The sequence below is a fragment of the Streptomyces sp. NPDC002671 genome, assembly GCF_053592475.1.
Genome location: NZ_JBSFVU010000008.1, coordinates 14,050 through 27,119 on the forward strand (window position 1 = coordinate 14,050; position 13,070 = coordinate 27,119).

16 protein-coding genes are annotated in these 13,070 nt (G+C 70.6%); 3 read left to right on the forward strand and 13 right to left on the reverse strand.

The window, feature by feature from the left end; all coding sequences use genetic code 11:
- The first annotated feature begins 8 nt into the window (after positions 1-8).
- A complete protein-coding gene (locus ACWD35_RS13955) occupies positions 9-1,835 on the forward strand; it encodes an endonuclease/exonuclease/phosphatase family protein (protein ID WP_451351443.1) in 1,827 nt (608 codons plus the stop codon).
- Between the two features lie 21 nt (positions 1,836-1,856).
- On the opposite strand, the gene ACWD35_RS13960 is transcribed toward ACWD35_RS13955, so the two are convergent.
- Genes ACWD35_RS13960 through ACWD35_RS13970 form a run of 3 tightly spaced genes read right to left on the reverse strand, consistent with a single transcriptional unit; the run spans position 1,857 to position 2,907 of the window.
- Positions 1,857-2,069 (reverse strand): hypothetical protein, encoded by a 213-nt coding sequence (locus tag ACWD35_RS13960; protein WP_451351444.1) that lies wholly within the window; start codon positions 2,067-2,069, stop codon positions 1,857-1,859.
- A complete protein-coding gene (locus tag ACWD35_RS13965) occupies positions 2,066-2,761 on the reverse strand; it encodes a hypothetical protein (protein ID WP_451351445.1) in 696 nt (231 codons plus the stop codon). Before ACWD35_RS13965 ends, ACWD35_RS13960 begins: the two co-directional genes overlap by 4 nt.
- A complete protein-coding gene (locus tag ACWD35_RS13970) occupies positions 2,758-2,907 on the reverse strand; it encodes a hypothetical protein (protein WP_451351446.1) in 150 nt (49 codons plus the stop codon). Before ACWD35_RS13970 ends, ACWD35_RS13965 begins: the two co-directional genes overlap by 4 nt.
- Positions 2,908-3,075: 168 nt before the next feature.
- Here ACWD35_RS13970 and dapA point away from each other — a divergent pair, with 168 nt between their 5' ends.
- Positions 3,076-3,978 carry a 4-hydroxy-tetrahydrodipicolinate synthase gene (gene dapA / locus ACWD35_RS13975; protein WP_451351447.1) on the forward strand — a complete coding sequence of 301 codons (903 nt, stop codon included), beginning with the start codon at positions 3,076-3,078 and terminating at the stop codon, positions 3,976-3,978.
- A 63-nt stretch (positions 3,979-4,041) separates the two neighbouring features.
- Positions 4,042-4,548 carry a hypothetical protein gene (locus ACWD35_RS13980; RefSeq protein ID WP_451351448.1) on the forward strand — a complete coding sequence of 169 codons (507 nt, stop codon included), beginning with the start codon at positions 4,042-4,044 and terminating at the stop codon, positions 4,546-4,548.
- A 48-nt stretch (positions 4,549-4,596) separates the two neighbouring features.
- On the opposite strand, the gene dapD is transcribed toward ACWD35_RS13980, so the two are convergent.
- The 10 genes from dapD to sufD form a co-directional block, all read right to left on the reverse strand.
- A complete protein-coding gene (dapD, locus tag ACWD35_RS13985) occupies positions 4,597-5,583 on the reverse strand; it encodes a 2,3,4,5-tetrahydropyridine-2,6-dicarboxylate N-succinyltransferase (RefSeq protein ID WP_451351449.1) in 987 nt (328 codons plus the stop codon).
- Between the two features lie 73 nt (positions 5,584-5,656).
- Positions 5,657-6,193 (reverse strand): TetR/AcrR family transcriptional regulator, encoded by a 537-nt coding sequence (locus ACWD35_RS13990; protein ID WP_451351450.1) that lies wholly within the window; start codon positions 6,191-6,193, stop codon positions 5,657-5,659.
- Positions 6,193-6,516, reverse strand: a complete 324-nt coding sequence (locus tag ACWD35_RS13995) for a DMT family transporter (RefSeq protein ID WP_451351451.1) — start codon at positions 6,514-6,516, stop codon at positions 6,193-6,195. The genes ACWD35_RS13990 and ACWD35_RS13995 overlap by 1 nt, the downstream gene beginning before the upstream one ends.
- 59 nt (positions 6,517-6,575) lie before the next feature.
- On the reverse strand, positions 6,576-8,609 hold the full coding sequence (locus ACWD35_RS14000) for an NAD(+) synthase (RefSeq protein ID WP_451351452.1): 2,034 nt from the start codon (positions 8,607-8,609) through the stop codon (positions 6,576-6,578).
- Between the two features lie 89 nt (positions 8,610-8,698).
- A complete protein-coding gene (locus ACWD35_RS14005) occupies positions 8,699-9,031 on the reverse strand; it encodes a metal-sulfur cluster assembly factor (RefSeq protein WP_190018343.1) in 333 nt (110 codons plus the stop codon).
- The gene (gene sufU / locus ACWD35_RS14010; protein ID WP_451351453.1) at positions 9,028-9,495 is read right to left on the reverse strand and encodes a Fe-S cluster assembly sulfur transfer protein SufU; all 468 of its coding nucleotides are present in this window, start codon (positions 9,493-9,495) and stop codon (positions 9,028-9,030) included. The genes ACWD35_RS14005 and sufU overlap by 4 nt, the downstream gene beginning before the upstream one ends.
- A gap of 12 nt (positions 9,496-9,507) precedes the next feature.
- On the reverse strand, positions 9,508-10,764 hold the full coding sequence (locus tag ACWD35_RS14015; protein ID WP_451351454.1) for a cysteine desulfurase: 1,257 nt from the start codon (positions 10,762-10,764) through the stop codon (positions 9,508-9,510).
- Positions 10,761-11,525 carry a Fe-S cluster assembly ATPase SufC gene (sufC, locus tag ACWD35_RS14020; protein WP_451351455.1) on the reverse strand — a complete coding sequence of 255 codons (765 nt, stop codon included), beginning with the start codon at positions 11,523-11,525 and terminating at the stop codon, positions 10,761-10,763. Before sufC ends, ACWD35_RS14015 begins: the two co-directional genes overlap by 4 nt.
- Before the next feature lie 7 nt (positions 11,526-11,532).
- On the reverse strand, positions 11,533-11,850 hold the full coding sequence (locus ACWD35_RS14025) for a non-heme iron oxygenase ferredoxin subunit (protein WP_451351456.1): 318 nt from the start codon (positions 11,848-11,850) through the stop codon (positions 11,533-11,535).
- Positions 11,847-13,031 carry a Fe-S cluster assembly protein SufD gene (gene sufD, locus ACWD35_RS14030; protein WP_451351457.1) on the reverse strand — a complete coding sequence of 395 codons (1,185 nt, stop codon included), beginning with the start codon at positions 13,029-13,031 and terminating at the stop codon, positions 11,847-11,849. The genes ACWD35_RS14025 and sufD overlap by 4 nt, the downstream gene beginning before the upstream one ends.
- Positions 13,032-13,070: the final 39 nt, after the last annotated feature.

The window sequence follows — 13,070 nt, forward strand, 5'->3', positions numbered from 1 at the left end:
GGATTCCCTTGCCGAGCAGGTCTTCCGCGCGCCTCGCCGCGCTCACCGTCGCCGCCGTCTGTTCCGCCGCGTCGACCATCGTCCTCACCGCGCCCGCCCACGCCGACTCGGTGCGCATCCACGACATCCAGGGCGCGACCCGAATATCGCCGCTGGCGGGCCAGAAGGTCGCGGACGTGCCCGGCATCGTCACGGCCACCCGCGGCTACGGCTCCTCCAAGGGCTTCTGGCTCCAGGACCCGACACCGGACGACAACCCGGCGACCAGCGAGGGCGTGTTCGTCTTCACCGGCTCGGCGCCGAAGGTCGCGGTCGGCGACTCCGTGAAGGTCAGCGGCACGGTCTCCGAGTACGTCCCGGGCGGCACCACGTCCGGCAACCAGTCCCTGACGGAGATCAGCAAGCCGGTCGTCACCACCGTCTCCACCGGCAACGAGGTCCCGGCGCCGGTCGTGATCGACGAGGACTCGGTGCCCGACGAGTACGCCCCGGAGGGCGACACCGCGGCCGGCGGCTCGATCAACGGCCTGGCCCTGGACCCGTCGGCGTACGCCCTGGACTACTACGAGTCCCTGGAGGGCATGAACGTCCAGGTCGAGGACACGCGCGTGGTCACCGCCACCAACCCGTACAGCGAGCTGTGGGTCACGGTGAAGCCGTGGGAGCACCGCAACGTCCGGGGCGGCACGGTCTACGGCTCCTACGAGTCCCAGAACACCGGCCGCCTCCAGATCGAGTCGCTGGGCTCGACCGCCGACTTCCCGAAGGCGAACGTCGGCGACACCCTGGAGGGCGCCACCACCGGCCCGCTGGACTTCAACCAGTTCGGCGGCTACACCCTGGTCGCGAGCAAGCTCGGCACGCTGGAGAGCGGCGGCCTGGAGCGCGAGACGACCCGCAAGCAGTCGGGGCGCGAGCTGGCGGTGGCGACGTACAACGTCGAGAACCTCGACCCGTCGGACAACACGTTCGACCAGCACGCCGCCGCGATCGTGAACAACCTGCAGTCGCCGGACATCGTGTCCCTGGAGGAGATCCAGGACAACAACGGCGTCACGGACGACGGCACGGTCGACGCGAGCGTGACGGTGAACAAGCTGATCGACGCGATCGTCGCGGCGGGCGGCCCGAAGTACGACTGGCGCTCCATCAACCCGGTCAACGACCAGGACGGCGGCCAGCCCGGCGGCAACATCCGCCAGGTGCTCCTCTTCAACCCGGAGCGGGTGTCCTTCGTGGACCGCGCGGGCGGCGACTCCACCACCGCCGTCGGTGTCACCAAGGTCAACGGCAAGGCGCAGCTGACGGCCTCCCCGGGCCGGATCGACCCGGGCAACGCGGCCTGGAACAGCAGCCGCAAGCCGCTGGCCGGCGAGTTCGTCTTCCACGGCAAGACGGTCTTCGTGATCGCCAACCACCTCAACTCCAAGGGCGGCGACCAGGGGCTGGCCTCCCAGTACCAGCCGCCGGTGCGCAGCTCGGAGATCCAGCGCCACGCCCAGGCGACCGAGGTGAACGCCTTCGTCAAGGACATCCTGGCCGTCCAGAAGAACGCGAACGTCATCGCGCTCGGTGACATGAACGACTTCGAGTTCTCCGAGACCGCGCAGATCCTGGAGGGCGACGGCGAACTGTGGTCGGCGATCAAGTCGCTGCCCAGGAGCGAGCGTTACACCTACGACTACCAGGGCAACCAGCAGGTCCTGGACCAGATCCTGATCAGCCCGGCGATCCGGCGCGGCTGCGACTTCGAGTACGACAGCGTGCACGTCAACTCGGAGTTCAACGACCAGATCAGCGACCACGACCCGCAGGTGCTGCGCTTCCGCCCGTAGCGCCAGAAGGACCGGGGCCGGTCAGTGGTGACGGTGGCGCAGCACGCCGCGCACGGCCTGGGCCGCGCTCATGCGCACCTGTACGGCCATGGCCCCGGTCTTGTCCAGCAGGTCGGCGGCGCGGGTGCGCGCCCGCCCCGCCAGGTCCGCCTCGCCCGCCAACCGGCCCAGGGTGTGGCCGAGTCGGGCCCTGGTGTGCCCGGTCCGCCGGGGCGGCTCGTCGTGGTGCCTCACGATGATCCGCCTCCGGCGCCGTGGTCGCCGAGCCGGGCGATCTGGGTCTGGAACCAGTCGAGCCTGGCCTGCAACAGGGCGGCTTCGGCGACGAGTTCGGATACGCCCGGCGCCGGTTCGGCGGACGAGCCCCCCGCACCGGCCCCCGCACCGGCCCCGGCCCCCGCCACCACCCGCAGTCCTTCCCCGGCCAGCCGGGCGAATCCGGCGAGCGAGACGGACGTACGCCCGCGTCCGCAGCCCGCGCAGACGGGGGCCAGGGCCCGCCAGCCGGGCCTGCCCCAGCCCGCGTCCGCGAGCGCGACGGCGGTGGCGCCGCAGACGCACGGGCCGACCGTCGCCGTGCGCACCCGCTGCCGGGCATAGCGGAAGCCGCGCTCGAAGCGGATATAGGCGCCGAGCACGGAGACTTCGAGCAGGACCGCCGCCCGGTTCTCCGCGGTGCACAGCAGCGCCTCGGCCGCCGCGCGGTCGTGCACGCAGTGGAAGCCGCAGTCGCACAGGCGCGCGGGCGGCCGGTGCCTGCGGCCGTAGACGCAGGAGGCGTCGTCGAGCACGGCGTACGGCAGCGCGCCGCCGAGCGACACACCGGTGAACCCGGCCCGGGTGCCGTCCTGGGACAGCATCGGGTGGGCGATCTTGTAGCCGGTCGGCGGCTCCGTCGGGCGTTCCGCCGGGAGCCGCAGTCTCATCGGGCGGCCGGGACCTCTTCGCGGGCCGGCTCGGCCGGTTCGGCCGGTTCGGTGCGGACGATGTCTTCGGGGAGTTCCGTCTCGTCCTTCTGGACGAGCGGCTTCTCCTCGGCGATACCGGTGGCCAGTGCCTTGCCGAGCTTCATGGTGCCTCCCATGACCTGACGTCGGTGACCCTTGGGCCATAGTGACCCATGAAGGGCCGAGTTGGACATAGGCCCTCCGGCCACCCGCCGAACGTCGCAGAAATGCTTAAGAACACCTCTAAGAAGAATTAAGTAGAGCTTCACTGTGACGCTGCCGAGACTACTGTCATGACGACCACTCGCAAGCCCTCTCCGCCCTTCGGCCGCACCCTCTGCGCGATGATCACGCCGTTCACCGAGTCCGGCGCGCTCGACCTGGACGGCGCCCGGCGCCTGGCCCGGCATCTGGTGGGCGAGGGCTGCGACGGCCTGGTCCTGAACGGCACCACGGGCGAGTCGCCCACCACCACGGACGCGGAGAAGGCGGAGCTGATCGCGGCCGTGCGGGAGGCGGTCGGCGACGGGGCCTCGGTGGTCGCGGGCGTGGGCACGTCCGACACCGGGCACACCGTGGAGCTGGCCCGCGCCGCCGCGAAGGCGGGCGCCGACGGCGTGCTGGTGGTGACGCCGTACTACAGCAAGCCGCCGCAGGAGGCGGTCGAGGCGCACTTCCTCCAGGTCGCGGACGCGAGCGAGCTGCCGGTGATGCTCTACGACATCCCGGGCCGCACCGGCACCCGGATCGAGCCGGAGACGATGATCCGTCTCGCCGCGCACCCGCGGATCGTGGCGGTCAAGGACTGCTCCTACGATTTCCTCGGCACCCAGAAGGTGCTCGCGCGCACGGAGTTGGCGTACTACGCGGGCTGCGACGAGCACGTCCTCGCGCTGTACGCGGTCGGCGCGGCCGGCTGTGTCAGCACGGTCGCCAACGCCGTACCGGCCCATGTCGCGGCGATCCTCGACGCGTTCGACGCGGGTGACACCGCCCGCGCGACCGAACTCCAGCTCCGGGCCACGCCGTTCATCGAGGCCATGATGGGCGCGGGCCTGCCCGGCACGGTCACCGCCAAGGCTGTCCTCCCCCGCCTCGGCCTCCCCGCGGGCCCCGTACGCGCCCCTCTGCTGCAGGCCGGCCAGAAGGCCATCGACGGACTGATGGCGGCGTACGAGGATTGCGTACGGGCGTGATCACCTAGCCGCTGCGCCGAAAAATCCGCGGGCCCCGCGAGCCCGCTGCCGTACGGTGTCCCCGTGAGCCGCCCCCTGCTGTTCCTGGACATCGACGGCCCGCTCAACCCGTACGCGGCGAAGGCGCAGCGGCGCCCCGAGGGCTATACGACGATCCGCGCGGGCACGGGCCCCTTCGGCCGTCCCTGGCGGGTCTGGCTGAACCCGGCCCACGGCCCGGCGCTGCTGAACCTCGGCTACGAGCTGTGCTGGGCGTCGACCTGGATGGCCGAGGCCAACATCTGGATCGGCCCGGTCCTCGGCCTGCCCGAGCTGCCGTACGTCGACTTCGGCGGCGCTCTGTTCGCCGAGCGGCCGGACGCGGTCCACTGGAAGACGGAGGCGATCGTCGCCCACGCCGGAGGCCGCCCGTTCGCCTGGGTGGACGACGAACAGAGCCCGGCCGACGCCCATTACGTGACGACCCACCATCCCGCACCCGCCCTGCTGCACCACGTCAACCCGCGGGTGGGCCTGCGCGGGGACGACTTCACGGCCTTGGCGGAGTTCGCGGCGGCCCTGAAGACATGAACGAGCGCCCTCCCGGCACACGGAAGGGCGCCCGGTGTCGTTCCGTGGTCAGTTGTGGCTGTGCAGGATGTCGTTCAGGCCGCCCCACACCGCGTTGTTCGGGCGGGCCTCGACCGTGCCGGTGACCGAGTTGCGGCGGAAGAGGATGTTGGAGGCGCCGCTGAGTTCGCGGGCCTTGACGACCTGGCCGTCGGGCATGGTCACGCGCGTGCCGGCGGTGATGTACAGGCCGGCCTCGACCACGCACTCGTCGCCGAGAGCGATGCCGACGCCCGCCTCGGCGCCGATCAGGCAGCGCTCGCCGATGGAGATGACGACGTTGCCGCCGCCGGACAGCGTGCCCATGGTGGAGGCGCCGCCGCCGATGTCCGAGCCGTTGCCGACGACGACACCGGCGGAGATGCGGCCCTCGACCATGGAGGTGCCGAGGGTGCCGGCGTTGAAGTTGACGAAGCCCTCGTGCATGACCGTGGTGCCCGCGGCGAGGTGCGCGCCGAGGCGGACCCGGTCGGCGTCGGCGATGCGGACGCCCTTGGGGGCGACGTAGTCCGTCATGCGCGGGAACTTGTCGATCGAGGTGACCTGGAGGTGCAGGCCCTCGGCGCGGGCGGCGAGGCGCACCTTCTCGATGTCGTCCACGGCGACCGGGCCGAGCGAGGTCCAGGCGACGTTGGCGAGCAGGCCGAAGATGCCGTCCAGGCTCTGGCCGTGCGGCTTGACCAGGCGGTGGGAGAGCAGGTGCAGGCGCAGGTAGGCGTCGTGGGTGTCGATCGGCTTGTCGTCGAGCGAGGCGATGACCGTACGGACCGCGACGACCTCGACACCCCGGCGGGCGTCCGGGCCGAGGGCCGCGGTCGCGCCGCTGCCGAGCAGCTCCGCGGCCCGCTCGGCGGTGAGCCGCTCGGTGCCGGAGGGGCCCGGCTCCTCCACCAGCTCGGGGGCGGGGAACCAGGTGTCGAGAACGGTGCCGTCGGAGGCGAGGGTGGCGAGGCCGGCGGCGACGGCGCCGGTCGAACGGGAAGCAGTGTCGGTCATGCGGAAAACCTAACGTGGCGGGGGTCGCCGGAGCGAACCCGTCCGGGAGGCGTCTCAGGTGCCGGGCGCGGGTTCAGGGGATCACCCGAGCCAGCACGGCGCGCGCGTACTCCTCGTCGTACGAACCGCCGGTCAGCAGCACCTGCAGACAGATCCCGTCCAGCACCGCGAGCAGCGCGCGTGCCGTGACCGGGTCGACCCGGGCGGCCAGGCGGGCGGCGGTGTCCTCGGTCCACTGGGCGGCCACCGGGCGCAGCGCGGGGCGGCGCAGGGCCGCGAGGTACAGCTCGTACTCCAGCTCGGCACCGGGCCGGTCGCCGCCCAGCCAGTCGCCGAGGACCCGGGCGAGCCCGGCCGCGAGGTCGCTGTCCGGGTCGTCCAGGACCCCGCTCGCGTCGAGCACGCCCCCGAAGCCCTCGCTGGCCTGGCAGAGGGCGGCCACCAGCAGGTCGTCCAGGGTGGCGAAGTGGTACGTCGTGGAGCCGAGCGGGACGTCCGCCTCGGCCGCGACCGTGCGGTGGCTCAGTCCTGCGATGCCCTTCTCGCTCACGACCCGGATCGCCGCGTCGATGATCCGCCGGCGCCGGTCGGGGTCGTAGCGGCGGGGCATCAGTGCGTCGCCCCGCCCATGTTGAGGACCACCACGCCCCCGACGATCAGCAGGATCCCGGCGACCTTCGTCAGGGACAACCCCTCGCCGAACAGCAGCAGGCCGAGGACGGCGATGACCGCGGTGCCGACCCCGGACCAGATCGCGTACGCCGTGCCGATCTGCACGGTCTTCAGGCACTGGGCGAGCAGCGAGAAGGAGACGAGGTAGCCCATGGCCGTCAGCAGCGAGGGCCCGAGCTTGCTGAAGCCCTCGCTGTACTTCATCGCCGTCGTCGCGGCGACCTCGGCGGCTATGGCGCCGGCGAGCAAGAGGTATCCCATGCGTACGAGCGTACACAGCATATGCGTACGCCCGTACACATGAACGGGTCGGACGCGGTTCAGTCCTTCGGGACGCGGTCGAGGTCGCGCAGCCAGGCCCGTGCGTTGCCGTCGGACGGCGCGCGCCAGTCACCGCGCGGCGAGAGCGAGCCGCCCGCCGAGACCTTCGGCCCGTTCGGCATGGCCGACCGCTTGAACTGCGCGAACCCGAAGAAGCGGCGGCAGAAGACCTCCAGCCAGTGCCGGATCACCGGCAGGTCGTAGGCCACCCGCTCGGCCTCCGGGAAACCGGGCGGCCAGGCGCCCGCCTCCCGGTCGTGCCAGGCGTGCCAGGCCAGGAAGGCGATCTTGGACGGCCGGAAGCCGTGCCGCAGCACCTGGTAGAGGGTGAAGTCGTGCAGCGCGTACGGGCCGATCTTGGACTCGGTGGACTGCAGCTCCTCGCCGGGCACCAGCTCCGGGCTGATCTCCGTGTCGAGGATCGCGGCCAGGATCTTGCCGGTCTCGTCGTCGAACTGGCCGCTGCTGATGACCCAGCGAATCAGGTGCTGGATCAGCGTCTTCGGCACGCCGGAGTTGACGTTGTAGTGGCTCATCTGGTCGCCGACGCCGTACGTGGACCAGCCGAGCGCCAGCTCGGACAGGTCGCCGGTGCCGAGCACGATGCCGCCGCGCTGGTTGGCCAGCCGGAACAGGTAGTCGGTGCGCAGGCCGGCCTGCACGTTCTCGAAGGTGACGTCGTACACCGGCTCGCCGGAGGCGAACGGGTGCCCCATCTCCTTCAGCATGAGCCGCGCGGTCGGCGTGATGTCCAGCTCGGCCGCGGTGACGCCGAGGGCGCGCATCAGCTTGTGCGCGTTGTCCTTGGTGTGGTCGCTGGTGGCGAAGCCGGGCAGGGTGAAGGCCAGGATGTCGCTGCGCGGGCGGCCGGCGCGGTCCATCGCGCGGGCGGCGACGATCAGCGCGTGCGTGGAGTCGAGGCCGCCGGACACGCCGATGACGACCTTCGGGCCGCCGATCGCCGCGAGCCGCTGCTGGAGGCCTTCGACCTGGATGTTGTACGCCTCGTAGCAGTCCAGGGCGAGCCGCTCGGGGTCGGCGGGCACGAACGGGAAGCGCTCGAGGCGGCGCCGCAGCCCGAGGTCGCCGGCCGGCGGGTCGAGCGTGAACGGCACGGTCCGGAAGTCACCGGTGCGCGCGGCGTGGGTGCGGCGGTTGTCGTCGAACGTGCCCACCCGCTGCCGCTCCTGGCGCAGCAGGTCGAGGTCGACGTCGGCCACCGCGTAGCCGTCCTCCAGCGGGAACCGGTCGGTCTCGGCGAGCAGGACGCCGTTCTCGTAGATCATGGTCTGGCCGTCCCACGACAGGTCCGTGGTCGACTCGCCAAGTCCGGCCGCCGCGTAGACGTAGGCGGCGATGCAGCGCGTGGAGGCCGAGCGGCACAGCAGCCTGCGGTCTTCGGCGCGGCCGACCGTGATGGGGCTGCCGGAGAGGTTGACGAGCAGGGTCGCGCCGGCCAGGGCCGCCTCCGCGCTCGGGGGCACCGGGACCCACATATCCTCGCAGATCTCCGCGTGCAGCACGAGGCCGGGGACGTCCTCGGCGCCGAAGAGCAGGTCCACGCCGAACGGCGCGGTCTCGCCGGCCACCCGGATGGTGCCGCCGCGCTCGTCCTCGCCCGAGGCGATCTGCCGCCGCTCGTAGAACTCCCGGTAGTTCGGCGGGTACGACTTCGGTACGACGCCGAGGATCCGGCCGCGGTGCACGATCACCGCGCAGTTGTAGACGCGGTGGCGGTGGCGCAGCGGGGCCCCGACGACCAGCACCGGCAGCAGCCCGGCCGATCCGGCGACCACGTCGGCGAGCGCCTCCTCGACCTGGTCGAGCAGCGCGTCCTGCAGCAGCAGGTCCTCGATCGAGTAACCGGTCAGGCCCAGTTCGGGGAAGACCGCGACGGCGACCCCGTCCGCGTCGCACCGGCGGGTCAGGCGCAGGACCGCCTCGGCGTTGGTGTGCGGGTCGGCGATGGCGGTGTGGCCGTTACAGGCGGCGACGCGCGCGAAGCCGTGCTGATAGATCGACCAGAAGTTCAAGGGGACGGCTCCAAGAGATCGAAGAGAGAAACGGCGGCACCCGTCGGGTGCCGCCGTCGCATGCGCATCGCAGGTGTCGATCGCGGGTGTCAGACGTTGAAGCCGAGCGCCCGGAGCTGCTCGCGGCCGTCGTCCGTGATCTTGTCGGGGCCCCACGGGGGCATCCAGACCCAGTTGATGCGAAGTTCGTTGACCAGGCCGTCCGTGGCGGACTTGGCCTGGTCCTCGATGACGTCCGTCAGCGGGCAGGCCGCCGAGGTCAGGGTCATGTCGACGGTCGCGATGTTGGCGTCGTCGACGTGGATGCCGTAGATCAGGCCCAGGTTGACGACGTCGATGCCCAGCTCGGGGTCGACGACGTCCATCAGGGCCTCGCGCAGCTCCTCCTCGGAGGCGGGCTTCATCTCAGCGGTGTCGGTCATGCCGTCTTCCTTTCGGCGTCGGCGCCACCCAGCGTCTGGGCCGTCGCGTCCTTCCACGCCATCCAGCTCAGGAGGGCGCACTTGACCCGGGCCGGGTACTTGGAGACACCGGCGAACGCGACCGCGTCCTCCAGGATCTCCTCCATCGCGTCGTCGGGCTCGATCCTGCCCTTGGACTGCATCAGCTCCAGGAAGGTCTCCTGGATCTTCTGCGCCTCGGCCAGCTCCTTGCCGACCAGCAGGTCGTTGAGGACCGACGCGCTCGCCTGGCTGATGGAGCAGCCCTGGCCCTCGTACGAGACGTCCGTGAGCGTCGTGCCGTCGTACTTCACTCGGAGGGTGATCTCGTCGCCGCACGTCGGGTTCACATGGTGCACCTCGGCGTCGCCATCCCTCAGACCACGCCCGTGCGGGTTCTTGTAGTGGTCCAGGATGACTTCCTGGTACATAGAGTCCAGCTTCACCTGTCAGGCCCCTCAGCCGAAGAAGTTCCGTACGTGCTCCAGCCCCGCGACCAGAGCATCTATCTCGGCCGGCGTGGAGTACAGATAGAACGACGCTCGCGTGGTCGCCGGAATTCCGTAGCGGAGGCAGACGGGGCGCGCGCAGTGGTGGCCGACGCGGACCGCGATGCCCTGCTCGTCGAGGACCTGGCCCACGTCGTGCGGGTGGATGTCGCCCAGCGTGAAGGAGATCGCCGCGCCCCGGTCCTCGGCCGTGGCCGGGCCGATGATGCGCAGGTCGGGGACCTCCGCCAGCCGCTTGACGGCGTACTCCGTCAGCGCGTGCTCATGGGCGAGGATCTTCTCCATGCCGATCGAGTTCAGGTAGTCGATCGCCGCGCCCAGGCCGACGGCCTGCGCGATCGGGGGCGTGCCCGCCTCGAACTTGTGCGGCGCGGGGGCGTACGTCGAGGAGTGCATGGACACCGTCTCGATCATCTCGCCGCCGCCGAGGAACGGAGGCAGGTCCTCCAGGAGCTCCTGGCGGCCCCACAGGACGCCGATGCCCGTCGGGCCGCACATCTTGTGACCGGTGAAGGCCACGAAGTCGGCCTGGAGGGCCTGCACGTCGACCGGCATGTGCGGAGCGGCCTGCGAGGCGTCGATGCACACCAGCGCACCGACCTCCTGCGCGCGGCGCACGATCGTGTCGACCGGGTTGACCGTGCCCAGGATGTTCGACACCAGCACGAAGGAGACGATCTTCGTCTTCTCCGTGATGATCTCGTCGATGTTGGACAGGTCCAGGCGGCCGTCGTCCGTCAGGCCGAACCACTTCAGCTTCGCGCCCGTGCGCTGCGCGAGCAGCTGCCACGGCACGATGTTGGAGTGGTGCTCCATCTCCGTGATGACGATCTCGGTCTCGTGGTCCACCCGGTAGGGCTCGTCGGCCCAGCCCAGCATGTTCGCCACGAGGTTCAGCGACTCGGAGGCGTTCTTGGTGAAGATCACCTCGTCGCGGCTCGGCGCGTTGATGAACTCGGCGACCTTGTCGCGCGAACCCTCGTACAGCGCCGTGGCCTCCTCGGCGAGCACATGCACACCGCGGTGGACGTTGGCGTTGTAGCGCTCGTAGTACTCGCTCAGGGCGTCCAGTACCTGGCGCGGCTTCTGGGAAGTCGCGGCGTTGTCCAGGTACACGAGCTTCTTGCCGTCGTGGACCAGTCGGTCCAGGACGGGGAAGTCCTTGCGGATCGCCTCTGTGTCGAGGAGGCCCGGCAGCTGTGTCACGCGGATGCGCCGCCCTTCGTGTATGCCTCGTAGCCCTCGTCCTCCAGCTTGTCGGCGAGCTCGGCACCGCCGGACTCGACGATGCGACCGCCGGAGAAGACGTGGACGTAGTCGGGCTTGATGTAGCGCAGGATGCGCGTGTAGTGCGTGATCAGCAGGGTGCCGACCTCGCCGGTCTCGCGGACGCGGTTGACGCCCTCGGAGACGATGCGGAGCGCGTCGACGTCCAGGCCGGAGTCGGTCTCGTCCAGGATCGCGACCTTCGGCTTGAGCAGCTCCAGCTGGAGGATCTCGTGGCGCTTCTTCTCACCGCCGGAGAAGCCCTCGTTGACGTTGCGCTCGGCGAAGGACGGGTCCATGGAGAGGCGCTCCATGGCCTCCTTGACCTCCTTCACCCAGGTGCGCAGCTTGGGGGCCTCGCCGCGGACGGCGGTGGCGGAGGTGCGCAGGAAGTTGGAGACCGAGACGCCGGGGACCTCGACCGGGTACTGCATCGCCAGGAACAGGCCCGCGCGGGCGCGCTCGTCGACGGACATCTCCAGGACGTCCTCGCCGTCGAGCAGCACGGTGCCCTCGGTGATCGTGTACTTCGGGTGACCCGCGAGGGAGTAGGCGAGGGTCGACTTGCCGGAGCCGTTGGGGCCCATGATGGCGTGCGTCTCGCCCTGCTTCACGGTGAGGTCGACGCCCTTGAGGATCTCCTTCGTGGCGTTGTCGGCCTCGACGGTGACGTGCAGGTCTCGGATTTCAAGCGTTGCCATGGGTGCCTCAGGACTCCTGGGTGAGGGAGACGAGAACGTCGTCCCCTTCGATCTTTACGGGGTATACGGGGACAGGGCGCGTCGCGGGGAGCCCGGACGGCTTACCGGTGCGGAGGTCGAAGCTGGAGCCGTGCAGCCAGCACTCGATCTGGCAGTCCTCCACTTCGCCCTCGGAGAGGGAGACGTTCGCGTGGGAGCAGATGTCGTAGATCGCGAACACCTCGCCCTCGGTCTTCACGACCGAGACCGGCGTGCCGTCGAGTTCCACCCGGTGCGGGGTGTCCTCCTCCAGCTCGCTCAGCCCACAGGCGCGTACGAAGGTCATGCGACGGACGCCTCCAGCTCCTCCTCGATCTTGGCGAGGAGGCGCTCCTCGATGTCGGCGACACCGATCTGCTGGACCAGCTCGGCGAAGAAGCCGCGGACCACGAGGCGGCGGGCCTCGTGCTCCGGGATGCCGCGGGCCATCAGGTAGAAGAGCTGCTCGTCGTCGAAGCGGCCGGTGGCGGAGGCGTGGCCGGCGCCGACGATCTCGCCGGTCTCGATCTCCAGGTTCGGCACCGAGTCGACGCGCGCGCCGTCCGTGAGGACCAGGTTGCGGTTCATCTCGTAGGTGTCCGTGCCCTCGGCCTTGGCCTCGATGAGCACGTCGCCGATCCACACCGCGTGCGCGTCGTCGCCCTGGAGCGCGCCCTTGTAGACGACGTTCGACTTGCAGTGCGGGGTGTTGTGGTCGACCAGGAGGCGGTGCTCCTGGTGCTGGCCGGCGTCGGTGAAGTACAGGCCGAGCAGCTCGGCCTCGCCGCCGGTGCCCGCGTAGGTGACGCGCGGGTGCAGGCGGACCACGTCACCGCCGAAGGTGACGACGACCGACTTGAAGGAGGCGTCGCGGCCGACCAGCGCGTTGTGCTGGGCGACGTGGACGGCCTTGTCGTCCCAGTCCTGGACGGAGACGACGGTCAGCTTGGCGCCGTCGCCCAGGAGGTAGTCGACGTTGGCGGCGAGCACCGCGTCACCGGTGTGGTCGATGACCACGACGGCCTCGGCGAAGGCGCCCAGCTCGATCACCTGGTGGGCATAGGCGACCCCGCCCTCGCCGTGCGCGGTGATACGGATCGGCTCGGTGAGCACCATCTCCTTGGGGACGGTGACCACGCCGGCCTTCTCGAACGCCGAGTACGCCTGGGCGGCGACGCGGTCCACCGGGGTGCCCGCCTTGCCGAGCCGCGCGTCGTCGCGGCCGACGGTCTCGACGGTGACGCCCTCGGGGGCCTCGACGGCGACCTTCACGCCCCCGCCGTTCACCACGGCGGTGCCGTCGTGCAGACCGCGCAGGCGCTCCAGCGGGGTGAACCGCCACTCCTCCTCGCGGCCGTGCGGGACCGGGAAGTCCGCTACGTCGAAGGACGGGGGCGCGCTCATGCGCGTGGCGACGGTCGACTCGGCGGCCACCGCGATCTGGCCGGCGGTGGTGGATCCCACCGGGATATTCTGAGCCTCAGCCATGGCTGTCGTCTTGCTCGCTTTCCGTTACGTATGTGGCTT

Coding starts and splice junctions, on each gene's coding strand:
- ACWD35_RS13970 (WP_451351446.1), bottom strand. CDS start 2,907: ATGAAGCTCGGCAAGGCACTGGCCACCGGTATCGCCGAGGAGAAGCCG.
- ACWD35_RS13995 (WP_451351451.1), bottom strand. CDS start 6,516: ATGGGATACCTCTTGCTCGCCGGCGCCATAGCCGCCGAGGTCGCCGCG.
- ACWD35_RS13990 (WP_451351450.1), bottom strand. CDS start 6,193: ATGCCCCGCCGCTACGACCCCGACCGGCGCCGGCGGATCATCGACGCG.
- ACWD35_RS14025 (WP_451351456.1), bottom strand. CDS start 11,850: ATGACCTTCGTACGCGCCTGTGGGCTGAGCGAGCTGGAGGAGGACACC.
- sufC (WP_451351455.1), bottom strand. CDS start 11,525: ATGGCAACGCTTGAAATCCGAGACCTGCACGTCACCGTCGAGGCCGAC.
- dapA (WP_451351447.1), top strand. CDS start 3,076: ATGACGACCACTCGCAAGCCCTCTCCGCCCTTCGGCCGCACCCTCTGC.
- ACWD35_RS14005 (WP_190018343.1), bottom strand. CDS start 9,031: ATGACCGACACCGCTGAGATGAAGCCCGCCTCCGAGGAGGAGCTGCGC.
- dapD (WP_451351449.1), bottom strand. CDS start 5,583: ATGACCGACACTGCTTCCCGTTCGACCGGCGCCGTCGCCGCCGGCCTC.
- sufD (WP_451351457.1), bottom strand. CDS start 13,031: ATGGCTGAGGCTCAGAATATCCCGGTGGGATCCACCACCGCCGGCCAG.
- ACWD35_RS13965 (WP_451351445.1), bottom strand. CDS start 2,761: ATGAGACTGCGGCTCCCGGCGGAACGCCCGACGGAGCCGCCGACCGGC.